Genomic DNA, 12,827 nt, shown 5'->3' on the forward strand with positions numbered 1-12,827 from the left:
CTGTCAACGCCGCGTCGCCAGCAGGGCGGTGGCGGGATGTCCGCGACGAGTGCGTCGAGCGCGCTGGCGGCGAGGAAGGTCTCGCGCGAGGCTGGCACCATTCACTGGGAGGCGCGACACAGGGACCCTGGTAAGCAGGATCCATGCGGCGCCCACCGCCTCCTCAGGAGTCGTACACGGTCGAGCGATGCCCGACCTGAATGACCCACACCACGAGCTCGCCGTTGTCGATGGTGTAGATCACGCGGTAGTCGCCGACTCTCAACCGGCGTCGGTCCGGCTGGGAGACGAGTGCCATGGTGTGGAAGCCGAGCGGGTCCGCCTCCAGTTCGGTGAGCTTGGCCAGAATCCGGAGCGCCATGCCTCGGGGGATCTTTCGGAGCTCTGCTTGAGCCTCGGGATGGAAGACGGTGCGGTACCTACTCACTGCGCGCCAGCGTCTCCCTCATGACGTCCTCGAGGGGGACGCCGGCCACCGGCTTCGCCATGCGCTCGTCGATGATCCGGTTGATCTCGCGCTCCTCCCACTCCTGGTACCTGCGCAGGACATCGATCGACACGACGGCGGCCACCTCCTTGCCCCGCCGTGTGATGACGGTGGGCGTGTCATCGCGGTCGGCACGATCGACCACCTCGGCGAGGTGAGAGCGGACGTCGCGAATGGACTCTATGGGCGTCTGGATCATGTGCCCAGTGTACCGAGTGCCCCATGTGTACACCAAGGCCATCGCCCCTGGTACGGGGCGGCGGGCTGCCCGACGTGTTCGGCGAGCGCGTCGAGCACCGGAGCCGGATAGCCCCGGCGGAAGGCGGCGTAGAACGCGGCGACCTCGCCGCCGAAGGAAACCGTCACACCGCCTTCCTGCCCGGCGCGGCCCGGGCCCAGCCTCTGCCCTGGGCTAAGCGGCCGGCGGGACGCCGAGGGAGCGGAGGAGGTGGGTCAGCTCCTCCCGGAAGAGCCTCTCGGGGCTGGTGGTCTGGGTGTTCAGGTGGCCGTAGACCTCCAGGGAGACCAGGCCGTGCAGGCGGCCCCAGATGCTGAGGGCGAGGGCCACGGCGGCCGGCGGGAGGTCGGGGAAGGCGGGGCGGACCTTGGCCAGCAGTCCCGGGTCGAAGTCGGACCACTGGAACTCGCTGTCGCCGTAGAGGTGTCGGGCGTGCGGCCAGGCGGCGTCCGCGACGGCAGTGAGGACCAGGCAGACGCGCTGTGCGGCATCCGGGGCCGGGCCGCCCTCGGGGGGCTGGTAGCCGGGCACCGGGTCGCCGTAGACGAGCCGGAAGCCCTCGGGGTTGGCCAGGGTCCAGTCGCGGAAGGCGCCGGCCCAGGCCCGGATCCGGGTGGCCGGGTCCTCGCCGGCCGTCGCGTCCCAGGCCGCGCCGACGGTGTCGGCCAGCGCGGTGTACAGGTCGTCGATCAGCGTGGTGACGAGGGCGTCGCGGGTGGCGAAGTAGCCGTAGATGGCGTTGGCCGTCATGCCCATCTCCCGGGCGATGGCCCGCAGGGTGATGGCGTCGGGCCCGCCCTCGCCCATCAGCCCGAGCGCGACCTGCTTGATCTCGGCCGTCGTCTCGGCCCGCAGCCGCTCGCGCCGATTCCTGGTCCCGGTGCCTGCCATCCGCACACTCTACAGCGTCACTGAGCCGATTGCCGTTTCGAAACTTCACGCCGTATAGTTCCCGCACGCCGTACCGAACCAGTCAGGCAGGAGCTCAACCATGCACATCGGAGTGATCGGGGCCACCGGCACCATCGGCAGCCGGGTCGTCAGCGAGGCGCTCGACCGGGGCCACCGCGTCACGGCCTTCAGCCGCGACGCCTCGACGATCGAGGACGACCGGGAGAACCTCACCTGGGCCAGCCTCGACGTCCTCGACCCGGACGCCGTCGCCGCCGCACTCCCCGGCCTCGACGTCCTCATCAGCGGCTTCCAGCCCGGCAACGCCGCCAAGGACTTCGCCGACACCGTCGAGCGCTCGATAGCCGACCCCACCCGCTACGCCACCGCGGCCCGGTCGCTGCTGAAGGCGCTGGAGAGCCGGCCACGGGTCCGGCTCATCGTGATCGGCGGCGCCGGCAGCCTGGAGATCGCGCCGGGGGTGGTGCGGGCCGACTCGGACGAACTCCTGCACGAGACCCTCGACCAGCTCGGACTGCCCAGGGAGTACGCGGCGGCGGTGCGCGGCCACCGGGACGCGCTCAACGTGCTGCGCACCTCCAACCGGCTGTGGACCTACTTCAGCCCCGCCGAGGAGATCGCCCCCGGCGAACGCACCGGCCGCTACCGCCTCGGCGGCGACCAACCGGTCCTCGACGCCGCAGGCCGCAGCCGGATCTCGGCCGAGGACGCCGCCATGGCCCTGGTCGACGAGGCCGAACTGCCACGCTTCGTCCAGCGCCGCTTCACCATCGGCTACTAGGGACGCACCCCTCCAGGTATAGCTAGCGCTATACCTGCTCCATGGCGGTGGGAGAGTGGGAGATCTACCTGGTCGACGAGGTGCGCGAGTGGATCGGTCGGCTCGATGAGTCGGCGTTCGCTCGCGTGGTGCAGGCCCTCGACGCCCTGGCTCCCTGCGGATCCTGTTCGCCTTCGACCCCTGGCGGTCTACCATCCTGCTGATCGCCGGGGACAAGCGAGGGCGCTGGCAGGAGTGGTACGAAGAGGCGATCCCCCTGGCGGAACAGCGCTACGCCGAATATGTGAAGACCCGGGCAGAGGAGGAGGGTGCGCCATGAGCGGGTACGCACGATGGCGGGACATCCGAGACGAGTACGTCGAACGCGCGGGCGGCGAGGAGGCCGTGGCGCGGGGCAAGCAGGAACTGCTGGGAGAGGTGCTGGGCCACCGCCTGGCGGAGATCCGGCGGGCCCGTGGCCTGACCCAGGAGCAGGTGGCCGAGCGCATGGAGGTCACCAAGGGACGCGTCTCGCAGATCGAGCAGGGGAGCATCTCCGGCCAGGAAGTGCTCGCGCGGTACGTCACCGCCCTCGGCGGGCGCCTGCACCAGGCGATCTACTTCGACAACGGGGACATCGCCGCCATCGCCTAGCGGAGACGATCGCCCCGGCGGCCCAGCGGCACCGTCCACAACTCTGAGCTCCTGATCAGCGCGGTCTCATCCGCTCCTCATCCGGCCCCGCTGTGATGTGGCCATGAGCGAAGAAGAACTGCACGATCACGACAGGGGCCTCTCCTTCGACCTGCCGACGCTCGCGCGGCGCAGGATGCTGGTGCTGAGCGGTGGCGGTCTGCTCGCCGTGGCGGGGTGCGCCGCCGAGGCGAGCGGCGGCGGCTCCGCCTCGGCGACCACGGAGGCCGCCGAGACGGACGCCGAGTGCGCCGCGATACCGGACGAGACCGGCGGGCCCTACCCGGCCGACGGGTCGAACGGGGTGAACGTGCTCACCCAGAGCGGGATCGTCCGCGGCGACATCACCCGCAGCTTCGGCACCGCGAGCGGCGTCGCCGAGGGCGTGCCGCTCACCATCGAGCTCACCGTGCTGGACGCGGCGAGCGGCTGCGGCGCCGCGATGCAGGGCGCGGCCGTCTACCTGTGGCACTGCGACCGGGACGGCAACTACTCGCTCTACTCCCAGGGCGTGGAGAACGAGAACTACCTGCGCGGCGTCCAGGAGACCGACGCGGACGGCAGGGTGACCTTCACCAGCGTCTTCCCGGCCTGCTACGCCGGCCGCTGGCCGCACATCCACTTCGAGGTCTACCAGAGCCTGGAGCAGGCCACCGCCGCCGGCAACGCGATCAAGACCTCGCAGTTGGCGCTGCCCGAGGACGTCTGCGACACCGTCTACGACACCGAGGGCTACGGCCGCAGCATCCAGAACTTCGCCCAGGTCTCGCTGGACACCGACAACGTGTTCAGCGACGGCTCGACGCTGCAACTCGCCACCGTGACCGGCGACGCGGACCAGGGCTATGTCGCCTCGCTCCGGCTCGGCGTCTGAGGGAGTGAGGGCGGGGGCCGGCGCGGCCCCCGCCGGGGAGCGCCGGGCGTCAGATGCCGCAGCTGGGCGCCGACCAGAACCGCGAGGACCGGTTGGCGACGTGGGCGTGGTCGTTGTGGTCCGGGTAGCCGGGGCCCAGGATCTCGTTGAAGCCGTGGTAGCGGGCGCGCTGCGCGAGGGTGCACAGCGAGGGCGTGCCGGTCAGGTCGACCCCGTCGCCGTAGAGGTGCCGGCTGGTCGAGGAGCCGCCGGCCGCGTTGTTGCAGGCGTAGGAGCGGAAGCCGCTGCTGACGGTGATGGCCCGGTCGCCGAGCGCGTGCCGCAGGGCCTCCAGCTTCCACATGCTGACCAGCGCGTTGGCCCTGGCCGTCGCGGCGCTGACCGCGCCGCCCGACCAGTCGGAGTTGCAGCGGTTGAGCTCGGCGTAGCTGAAGTGGACGGGTGTGCAGTCGGCGTCCTGGAGCGCGTAGATCTGGTTGAAGGTCTGGGAGCCGGCGACGCCGTCGGCGCTGAGGCCGTACGCCTGCTGGAATCGGGTGACGGCGGCCGCGGTGGCCGGGCCGTAGGAGCCGTCGATGGCCAGCACCTGGCCGTAGGCCGGGTAGCCGGCGACCCGGATCTGGAGCTGCCGGACGTCCTCGCCGGAGGCGCCCTGGCTGAGCGTCCGGTTCCAGGTGTAGCAGGCGTCGGCCTGCGCCGTGCCGGCCGTGAGGACCCCGCCGACCAGCACCACTGAGGCGATCATGACAAGTGACAGGAGGAGACGTGCCGCGTGTCTGAGCATGCCGACAGCGTGGCCGAGGGAGTCAACGCGCGTCAACCGTGCGAAGCCGAAAGGGCCCCGAAGGGCCCTACGCGGCACGGCAGTTCAGTCGTTGGGCACCGTCTCGTAGCGCGGGGTGCCCTCCTCCATCATCTTCAGGGCCTTCTTGCGCTCCCGCTTGGAGAGCCGGTCGATGTACAGCCGGCCGTAGAGGTGGTCCGTCTCGTGCTGCAGGCAGCGCGCGAAGTAGCCGGTGCCGCGCACCGCGATCGGCTTGCCCGTGGCGTCCTGCCCCCGCACCACCGCGACATCGGGCCGCGCCAGCTCCGCGTAGGCGGTCGGCACCGACAGGCAGCCCTCGTTGTTGTCGTCCAACACCCGCTCCTCGGCGGGCAGTTCGTCGAGCACCGGGTTGCAGACCACGCCCACGTGCCGCACGCCGTCGTCGTCGGCGCAGTCGTAGACGAAGACCTTCAGGTCGACGCCGATCTGGTTGGCCGCCAGGCCGACGCCCTCGGCCGCCCGCTGGCTGGCGAACATGTCGTCGATCAGCGCGGCGAGCTCGTCGCCGAACTCGGTGACGTCCTTGACCTCCCGGTGCAGCAGCGGGTGCCCGAAGACGGTGATCGGCCGGGCCGTGCCCCGCTCGCGGTGCGCGCGCTCCCGCTCCTCGCAGTCCTCGGTGTCGACGACGAACTCGTCGCTGATCCGCTCATCGGTGTCTTGCTGCGCCATGGTGTCCGCCGTCTGCCTTCCGGGGTGCTGCTCGCGGTAACCCGTACAGCTTACGGCGCCCGCCGGCCGGCCCGAGCTGCCGCCGCGGAGACGAGCGACCGGCTCAGCAGACCTCTTCCAGATCGCGCCAGTCCCTGGTGTCCTCGCTGTCGGCCACCCAGCCGTCCAGCAGCCCCCGCACCAGCTGCTCGGGCGCCGCAAGGCCGCACTCGCGCTCGGGGGACCACAGGGCGCCCGTGCCCGTGTGCCCGAGCGGCCCGGGACGCCCCGGCACGCTGTGGTCGTGCGGGTCGTGCTGGGCCAGGCCGTCGCCCTGCTCGCTCGGCATCCGGCTCTCCGAGCAGGCACGACACAGCAGCCGGACCGACGAGGACCAGTCCTCGGCCGCGTAGCCCGCGTCGGCCGCCAGCCGCTCCAGCGCGTCCCGGTCGGCCTCGGTGGCCGCCTCGATCAGCACCACCCAGGTGGGCACCGCGGACGGCGCCCACAGCTCGATCTCGTCGAAGACCGGGTAGACCGAGGTGACGCCACCCGCGGTCATGGTGCGCTCGCCGCGCGGCACGCCGTCGTGCAGCACCACCTCGCCCCAGCGGCGGCCGGAGGACGGCAGCGGGATGTTCTGCACCTCGATCCTGGCCGGGTCGAGCCGCCGGCCCCAGACCACCTCGGCCTCGCCCTCGGGCGAGAGCCGCACCGCGGCCCCGCCCAGGTCCATGCCGAGCGGCTCACCCCCGGCCGCCGAGCCGGCGTCCGGCACCGGGAGCCCGTACGCCTGCCAGGCACGCCGGGCCAGCGGCCAGTCCTGGAGGGCGGTGGCGGCGATGCCGACGTTCCACCAGTCGGGTGCGCCGGTGTCCTTCTCCAGCAGCGCCACGGCCCGCAGCCCGGCCGCCCTCGCCTGCTCCCAGTCGTGCCGGAACTTGTACAGCAGGGCCAGGTTGAACCAGGACTCGGACAGCCAGGGCTCGAGATCGGCGGCACGGGTGAGCAGCGCGCCCGCGTCCTCGTAGCGGCCGTCGTCGATGAGGGTGAACGCCCGGTCGGTGGCAAGCCGCCAGTCCGAGGACGGCCGCTGCCTGACCCTGCCGAAGATCCTCACATGTCCCGCCTGATTCCCGCTTCACAGCGTCTACTTCACAGTCTTCCTGTCCTGACCCGATGGCATCCAACCATGGGGAGGTTGGGGAGGACAGGTGCCTGCTCACAGCATGGGGCAGGGGGCGGGGACGCGCGAGACGGCATCGGGCGGGAGGGCGGGAAAGGGGCCGCGCGCCGGGCGTGCGCGGGCTCCCGGACGACTCCGATCGGGTGAACCGCCGGCGCGGCGACCAGCCAGCGATCAGCCGGCGGGCTGCCCCGGCGCCTGCTCCCCCGCGCCCGCGCCGCCGCCCCGCTCGCTCCTGATCAGGTCGATCCGGCCGAGCACCTTGGCCCGCAGGTCCGCCGGCACGTCGTCATGGCCGCAGCAGCGCTTGACCAGCTTCTTCACCGACTGCTCCAGGCCGTACTTCTCCAGGCACGGCGAGCACTCGTCGATGTGCTCCTGGATCTTGGCGCAGTCCCCGTCCGGCATCTCGCGGTCCAGGTACTCGTAGATCCGGTCCAGGACCTCCGAGCAGTCCTTGGGGCGCGACGGTTCGCCACTTCCGGTCATGATCCAGCGCCTTCCTGAGCCGCCCCGGCGGGGACGAGGCCGCGCTCTCGCGCGTAGTCCTCGAGCATGTCGCGCAGCTGACGACGACCGCGGTGCAGCCGGGACATCACCGTGCCGATGGGGGTTCCCATGATGTCGGCGATCTCCTTGTAGGCAAACCCCTCGACGTCGGCGAGGTAGACCGCGATGCGGAACTCCTCGGGGATCGCCTGCAGGGCCTGCTTGACGTCGGAGTCCGGCAGGTGGTCGAGGGCCTGGGACTCGGCGGAGCGCAGGCCGGTCGACATGTGCGACTCGGCGCGCGCCAGCTGCCAGTCCTCGATGTCCTCGGCGGCGCTGCGCTGCGGCTCCCGCTGCTTCTTGCGGTAGGAGTTGATGAAGGTGTTGGTGAGGATGCGGTACATCCACGCCTTGAGGTTGGTGCCCTGGCGGAACTGGTGGAACGAGCCGTACGCCTTGGCGTAGGTCTCCTGGACCAGGTCCTCCGCGTCGGCCGGGTTGCGCGTCATGCGCAGCGCCGCCGAGTACATCTGGTCGAGGTAGCCGAGGGCGTCCCGCTCGAAGCGTGCGTTGCGCTCGGACTCGGTCTCCTCGTGGGACTCCTCGTGCGCGCCGTCGTCCGTGCCGGTGACCGGACCCACCTCCTCCGCGAAAACGATGAGCCCGGGGGCGGACCCACCCGCTTCGGAGGATAGACGACCGGGGGCGGGCTTCGCCGGTCGGGACGACCGCTCGGCGGCCAGCCGGAGCGTCGCCCAGTCGACCTCCGCGGCCCGCTGGACGAGCGTGCTTTCGGCGCGGGGCGGGCAGGCGATGGAACCCATGGAACTGGTCTCCCTCTCCCTCTCGGACGTCATGACGTCTGCCACAACGCCACGCGCCCCCGCCACATTCCCCGGCTCGGACTAGAAGAGGGTCTCCTCCTCGGGGGCCGGCAGCTCCCGCACCAGATCGGGACCGTTGTTCCTGACGTTGCTGACCTCGGTCGGCACCGGATAGGCCCGGAACCGGCCGGTCGGCAGGTCCTCCAGCAGCGGCCGTATCGCCTCCGGCTCGGTCCGCGCCGGGTCGAGCCAGGCGTCCCATCGCTCCGGCGGCAGCGCGACCGGCATCCGCGGGTGGATGTCGGCCAGGGCCCGGGGCGCCGCGGTCCCCGCCGCGACGCCCGCCGGCTCGGGAAGCGGCGCGGTCTCGGCCTCGGTGGTCAGCACCGTGCAGGTGGCCCACCAGGCCCGCGGGTGGTCGTCGGGCAGCGTCGCGTCCCGCCAGAACTCGTAGAGACCGGCCAGCGCCATCACGGAACCGTCGAGGGGCGTCACGAAGTACGGCTGCTTGCGGGGCCGCTTCCGCTTCCCCTTCTCCTCTTCCTTCCGCTCCTCGCCCCCGGTCACCCACTCGTAGTAGCCGTCGGCGGGGATCAGGCAGCGGCGGGCGGCGAAGGGGCGCCGGTAGGACGCCTTCTCGTGGACGGTCTCCATCCGGGCGTTGATCATCATCGCCGCCTTCTCGGGCGACTTCGCCCACGACGGCACGAGCCCCCACCGCAGCGTCCGCAGCTGCCGCACCGGCTCGGGCCCGGCGTCCCGCACGGGCCGGTCGAGCACGGCGTACACCTCCTTGGTGGGCGCCACGTTCCAGTCCGCGGGAAGCGTCTGCTCCGCGTCCCACAGCTTCACGTCGAACAGACCCACCAGATCCTCGGGCCGCCGGCTGGCCGCGTACCGTCCACACATGCGACCCCAGGGTAGTCGCTGGCGGCGATCACGGACCATCGGCCGTGGCCTGTCCCCGAACCCACTCCTCCGCCGCGATCGGGTCGAGTCGGTTCAGAAAGCCGATTGCCATGGCCGCCGCCGTGCCGATCTCACTCGCCAGCCCACTGCGGTGCGCACCCGGCGGCATCTCGCGCCGAAACGACGTGTCGTGAACGGCCATGCCGAGAAGTTGCTGGGCCAGCCACAGCCAGGTCCGCTCCTTGACGGCGAACGTGAGGTGCAGGCTGGTCTCGACTCCCACCGAGAACGGATTGTGCAACCAGCCCCTGGGCAGTAGCAGCGTGTCGCCGGGAACAAGCTCGAACTCGGCATCCGGCGGAGAGTTCTCCAGGCGCTTCTGCAACTCGGGGTTCCAGAGATCCGGCGACGCCAGGTACTCGCCTGTGGGGTGTTCCACGACGGGCCGCCACAGCTGCCATCGTTTGTGGCCGGCAAGCTGTGTGACGATGCCGGTGAACTGGTCCCAGTGATGTGCGAGTCCCCGCTCTCCGGGCGGGGTGATGATCGCGCTGACGTGGTTCGGGTAGCCCGTCTCGTCGCGGATCCGCGTGGACATCTCCGCCAGGTAGGGCATGCGCAGCTGAAGCTCGCGCAGGTTGATCGTGAATCCCTCGTCGAACAGGGCGCGAAGGCGTTCGGCGCGAACGGCTCCGTCTCTCGAGTAACGTCCCGGGTGCGCGGCCTGCCCGTCCTTGACCACTGCGACGTGTTGTGCTGCCAGCAGGCCGTGGTCGATATAGCTGTCCAGAAGGCCCATGGTCACCGCGCGTTCCAGGTGTGTGTTCGGCCTACGGGTCAGCCGTGGCTCGGCGGGCCATGACCTCACCAATTCATCGGCGCCGTTTCGCACCAGGAGATCAAGCGACATCGTTCGCTTCCTCATGCTCGGTGGGTGGGAGAGGACACGGGATCCCGGGGTGGTGGCGGTTGGGACACGCCACGACCGTGCTCGCAGTGAGGGACCCGGTCGCGGTCCAGTACACCCAGGCCACGTCCTTACCCCTGGCGAGCGCCTCGATGGCGTGGGCGGCCTTGGCGTCCACGCCGAAGCACGTGGGTCGGCCGTCCTCACGAACGGCCGGCGGGTTGTCCGCGTACCACTCCTTCAGCCACTCGACGGCCTCGGGGGCTCTGGTCCACGTCCGCCCAGCGGCCGTTTGCGTGCGCCGCAGCAACCAGTGTCCGGTCATCATCGGGGGCACCTTCGCCGTGAGGAACTGCCGGGTCTGTTCGTCCTCCAGGGATGGACCAGGGCGGCGCAGCCGTTCGTTGCCGTACTCGCGGCCGCTGCCGAGCCAAGGGCCGTACCCATGCCAGTGACCTCGCCAAGACCCACCGGGCTCAGCCCGATTCAGGGTGTCAGCCCCCGCCGCCGGGCCCAGCCAAGCGCGAATGCGTCGAGCTCATGGACCGTGGCGCGCACCTCATGACGCGCCCCTTCCGGTTTGGTGTCGCGCAGCACGTAACCGTTCGCCGCGCCGGGGATCTCGGCCACGGCGAGGCATGTCTCGTGTTCCCCACCCAGGTTGCCACCGCAGAAGGCGACGAACTCGACTTCGTGAACGGGCAGTTCGTAGAGGTTCAATGGCTTGTCTGGATTCATGCGAATGACGCTAGGAGCACGACGGCTGCAGGCTCAATGAAGTTCTACGAAGTTGCGCGGACGTCACCCGAGAGCGTCGATGGCAGCCGCGATCCTGGCCCGAGCCCTAGCGCCGTAGACAGCCATCCGGTGGAGCTCACCGAACGCCTTGGCATACAGCCCCACCTCGGCGGGGGCGGTGATGTTGATCTCGGCTGACAGCGTCTCGACCTGGACGCGTTCGTCATCGAAGATCATGAAGGTCTCGACGGGCCACAGGGTGCGTGTCGCGGTGAAGGGAATGACGCCGAACGCGACAGCCGGCAGCGACATGACCTCGAGCAGATAACCGAGTTGACCGGCAGCCACCGCCGGGCTACCGATCCGGTAGCGCAGCACTGTCTCCTCGACGAGGAGAACGAATCGGTGCCGCCCCTCGAAGATGACGCGCGAACGAGCCAGCCGGGCCGACGCCGCCTCGGACGCGTCGTTGGGAGTTCCCTGGAACTCACTGATGGTGCCGAGCAGCGCCTCGGCATAACCGTGCGTCTGGAGAAGCCCTGGTACGACGTTGGAACAGTAGACGCGAAAGAGCCCGGTGCGGTCGTAGAGCGGAACGTCCGTCTCCTGGCGGCGTCGAATTCCCGTGCGGTGAATTCGCTTCCATTCCACATACATCTCGTCTACGGTGCGGGTCGCGGCGACGAGATCGGGAATCTGCTCGTCGGCGCCGCACGCTCGGCACCAGGCACGGATGTCCGCGTCCGAGGGAAGGGTCCGTCCGTTCTCTATGCGGGACACCTTCGACTTGTGCCAGCCGCACCGGGCGGCGACCTCGATCGCCCTGAGCCCCGCTGTCTTCCGGAGGTCGACGAGTCGCGACGCGAGTCGTTCACGTGCGGCCTGGGCGGCGGACGAGGGTGAAGCGGTCATCGAGTGGCTGTCCCGGTGCGTGATGTGTCAGACGGTGAACTCCGTGTGCGGAACACCCCGCTCCCATACCGCGTCGAAGGCGTCGGCACACAGCTTGATCACCGACGCGTCCTCGGACATCTCGGGTTCGAGGGCCGCCCCGTCACCGGAGAAGATGTTGAAGCGAACGACTTTATCGTCGATCAGCCAGAAGTCGTTTCCTGGGAGCGCGAGATCGCATGCCTGTCGCCTCGACAGCCAGCGCACCTGTTCCCCGGCCCGCAAGTTCACATCGGTGATGGCGTGCTCGAAGCGGATGTACTCGGTGACCGGTTGGGACACGACTCGCGCTCGCCGCACCTGCACACCTCGGGCCACCGTCCGCTCGACCAGTGACACCCAGGGTCGCCAGAACTCCGAGTCGTAGGCGGGCACCGCGCCGTTGGCCCGCCAGGCCGACACCATCTGCCTCTCCTCGTCGACACCGTAGTGGTCGCGCAACTCAAGGTGCGCGGCCCTGCGCGTCGCCGAGTCGAGCAGTTCATCGAACCCAGGCACGTTCCGCGGCATCGCACGCCTCCCTGATGAGCGGCACCATGCGGGCCGGAAGTCGGACGATGGCCTCGGTGTCGGGTCGGGGACTGTCCCTCAGGCACTCGGCCTGGGTCGCGGCGTCGGCCAGCCATCCCTGGAACAGGAGCTCCGGCTCCGGCTTCCTGACCGTGTCCACCCAGACCGCCGGGCAGTTCCCCCCGCCGGTCTCCGGATCGATCCCGATGAAGCGCAGCGACATCGCTGCCTCCCTTGTGTCGTTGTTGCGCGTTGTTGCAGCGCTGTTGCTCTGAGAGCTACCCACTCCTGGCAACGAGGCGCTACGGGTTTCGGTCATGGATTGATGGCTGACGGGTGCTCGGTACGGGTCACTCGGCCGAGCCAAACCCCGAACCTTCCCCCTTGACAACGGGACGGACCAGCCTCGGGTCCGCCTGCCAGCGGCACTCCTCGACGTCAGGCAGCCGCAGCCAGAGGAACGAGGGCACCTGCTCGGCCACGACGGCGACGGTCTGCGCGTCCTGGTCGAAGACGAGCGCCCCTTCGGCCGGCATGGCCACCGGCACTTCATGCAGCAACTCGGCCAGCCGCCGAGCCGACTCCAGGGAGCAGCCGCCGAGGTGAACGGCCACGCTGCCGCGCTGGCCGTCTCGAGCCCCCAGCTCCGGTAGCTCGACGTGGACCTTCCCCAGCAGGCGCCGAAGCTCGGTGCACACCTCTTCCGACGTCGTCTCGTTCTCGCCCAAGGGTCCTCCCCTTCCTGCCGAGCCTGTGGACGTCCACGGTGACGCAGGAGCCATTCGAATCGCAAGTATTCCTTTTGAGTTCGGGCGAAGCGGCGAACACCTGAACGCCCGTTGTCGAACATCGGATTTCGCGACCATGATGGT

Annotated in this window: 20 protein-coding genes; 4 read left to right on the forward strand and 16 right to left on the reverse strand. The window is 70.1% G+C overall.

What is annotated here, in order from left to right:
- Positions 1 to 163: 163 nt before the first annotated feature.
- From RNC47_RS14325 to RNC47_RS14335, 3 genes are all read right to left on the reverse strand, one after another.
- Positions 164 to 427, reverse strand: coding sequence for a type II toxin-antitoxin system RelE family toxin (locus RNC47_RS14325; protein ID WP_311598863.1), 264 nt, complete (start codon positions 425 to 427; stop codon positions 164 to 166).
- The gene (locus tag RNC47_RS14330) at positions 420 to 686 is read right to left on the reverse strand and encodes a type II toxin-antitoxin system Phd/YefM family antitoxin (RefSeq protein WP_311598865.1); all 267 of its coding nucleotides are present in this window, start codon (positions 684 to 686) and stop codon (positions 420 to 422) included. The genes RNC47_RS14325 and RNC47_RS14330 overlap by 8 nt, the downstream gene beginning before the upstream one ends.
- Before the next feature lie 213 nt (positions 687 to 899).
- Positions 900 to 1,616, reverse strand: a complete 717-nt coding sequence (locus RNC47_RS14335; protein WP_311598867.1) for a TetR/AcrR family transcriptional regulator — start codon at positions 1,614 to 1,616, stop codon at positions 900 to 902.
- Between the two features lie 100 nt (positions 1,617 to 1,716).
- Here RNC47_RS14335 and RNC47_RS14340 point away from each other — a divergent pair, with 100 nt between their 5' ends.
- From RNC47_RS14340 to RNC47_RS14355, 4 genes are all read left to right on the forward strand, one after another.
- Positions 1,717 to 2,418 (forward strand): NAD(P)-dependent oxidoreductase, encoded by a 702-nt coding sequence (locus RNC47_RS14340; protein ID WP_311598869.1) that lies wholly within the window; start codon positions 1,717 to 1,719, stop codon positions 2,416 to 2,418.
- A gap of 202 nt (positions 2,419 to 2,620) precedes the next feature.
- Entirely contained in the window at positions 2,621 to 2,737 is a 117-nt protein-coding gene (locus RNC47_RS14345) for a hypothetical protein (protein ID WP_311598941.1), read from the forward strand.
- Entirely contained in the window at positions 2,734 to 3,051 is a 318-nt protein-coding gene (locus RNC47_RS14350) for a helix-turn-helix domain-containing protein (RefSeq protein ID WP_311598871.1), read from the forward strand. Before RNC47_RS14345 ends, RNC47_RS14350 begins: the two co-directional genes overlap by 4 nt.
- A 103-nt stretch (positions 3,052 to 3,154) precedes the next feature.
- Positions 3,155 to 3,964, forward strand: a complete 810-nt coding sequence (locus RNC47_RS14355) for an intradiol ring-cleavage dioxygenase (protein WP_311598872.1) — start codon at positions 3,155 to 3,157, stop codon at positions 3,962 to 3,964.
- Between the two features lie 49 nt (positions 3,965 to 4,013).
- Here the strand turns inward: RNC47_RS14355 and RNC47_RS14360 are convergent, their stop codons facing one another.
- From RNC47_RS14360 to RNC47_RS14420, 13 genes are all read right to left on the reverse strand, one after another.
- A complete protein-coding gene (locus tag RNC47_RS14360; RefSeq protein ID WP_311598874.1) occupies positions 4,014 to 4,748 on the reverse strand; it encodes a D-Ala-D-Ala carboxypeptidase family metallohydrolase in 735 nt (244 codons plus the stop codon).
- An 84-nt stretch (positions 4,749 to 4,832) separates the two neighbouring features.
- Positions 4,833 to 5,462 carry a peptide deformylase gene (gene def, locus RNC47_RS14365; protein WP_311598875.1) on the reverse strand — a complete coding sequence of 210 codons (630 nt, stop codon included), beginning with the start codon at positions 5,460 to 5,462 and terminating at the stop codon, positions 4,833 to 4,835.
- 103 nt (positions 5,463 to 5,565) lie between these two features.
- Entirely contained in the window at positions 5,566 to 6,561 is a 996-nt protein-coding gene (locus RNC47_RS14370) for a tetratricopeptide repeat protein (protein ID WP_311598877.1), read from the reverse strand.
- A gap of 240 nt (positions 6,562 to 6,801) precedes the next feature.
- Positions 6,802 to 7,116, reverse strand: a complete 315-nt coding sequence (gene rsrA, locus RNC47_RS14375) for a mycothiol system anti-sigma-R factor (RefSeq protein WP_311598879.1) — start codon at positions 7,114 to 7,116, stop codon at positions 6,802 to 6,804.
- The gene (locus RNC47_RS14380; protein WP_387092793.1) at positions 7,113 to 7,757 is read right to left on the reverse strand and encodes a sigma-70 family RNA polymerase sigma factor; all 645 of its coding nucleotides are present in this window, start codon (positions 7,755 to 7,757) and stop codon (positions 7,113 to 7,115) included. The genes rsrA and RNC47_RS14380 overlap by 4 nt, the downstream gene beginning before the upstream one ends.
- Positions 7,758 to 8,021: 264 nt before the next feature.
- A complete protein-coding gene (locus tag RNC47_RS14385) occupies positions 8,022 to 8,849 on the reverse strand; it encodes an SOS response-associated peptidase (RefSeq protein WP_311598881.1) in 828 nt (275 codons plus the stop codon).
- Between the two features lie 28 nt (positions 8,850 to 8,877).
- Positions 8,878 to 9,759, reverse strand: a complete 882-nt coding sequence (locus RNC47_RS14390; protein ID WP_311598883.1) for a JmjC domain-containing protein — start codon at positions 9,757 to 9,759, stop codon at positions 8,878 to 8,880.
- A complete protein-coding gene (locus tag RNC47_RS14395) occupies positions 9,749 to 10,084 on the reverse strand; it encodes a hypothetical protein (RefSeq protein WP_311598884.1) in 336 nt (111 codons plus the stop codon). Before RNC47_RS14395 ends, RNC47_RS14390 begins: the two co-directional genes overlap by 11 nt.
- Before the next feature lie 158 nt (positions 10,085 to 10,242).
- Positions 10,243 to 10,494 carry a DUF397 domain-containing protein gene (locus tag RNC47_RS14400; protein WP_311598885.1) on the reverse strand — a complete coding sequence of 84 codons (252 nt, stop codon included), beginning with the start codon at positions 10,492 to 10,494 and terminating at the stop codon, positions 10,243 to 10,245.
- 63 nt (positions 10,495 to 10,557) lie between these two features.
- Positions 10,558 to 11,406 (reverse strand): helix-turn-helix domain-containing protein, encoded by an 849-nt coding sequence (locus RNC47_RS14405; protein ID WP_311598886.1) that lies wholly within the window; start codon positions 11,404 to 11,406, stop codon positions 10,558 to 10,560.
- A 27-nt stretch (positions 11,407 to 11,433) separates the two neighbouring features.
- A complete protein-coding gene (locus RNC47_RS14410; RefSeq protein WP_311598887.1) occupies positions 11,434 to 11,955 on the reverse strand; it encodes a DUF6879 family protein in 522 nt (173 codons plus the stop codon).
- Positions 11,927 to 12,178 carry a hypothetical protein gene (locus tag RNC47_RS14415; RefSeq protein ID WP_311598888.1) on the reverse strand — a complete coding sequence of 84 codons (252 nt, stop codon included), beginning with the start codon at positions 12,176 to 12,178 and terminating at the stop codon, positions 11,927 to 11,929. The genes RNC47_RS14410 and RNC47_RS14415 overlap by 29 nt, the downstream gene beginning before the upstream one ends.
- A gap of 127 nt (positions 12,179 to 12,305) precedes the next feature.
- Positions 12,306 to 12,683, reverse strand: coding sequence for a hypothetical protein (locus RNC47_RS14420; protein ID WP_311598889.1), 378 nt, complete (start codon positions 12,681 to 12,683; stop codon positions 12,306 to 12,308).
- Between the last annotated feature and the right edge of the window lie 144 nt (positions 12,684 to 12,827).

This window comes from Streptomyces millisiae, from assembly GCF_031845425.1.
GTDB classification, from domain to species: Bacteria; Actinomycetota; Actinomycetes; order Streptomycetales; family Streptomycetaceae; genus Streptomyces; species Streptomyces millisiae.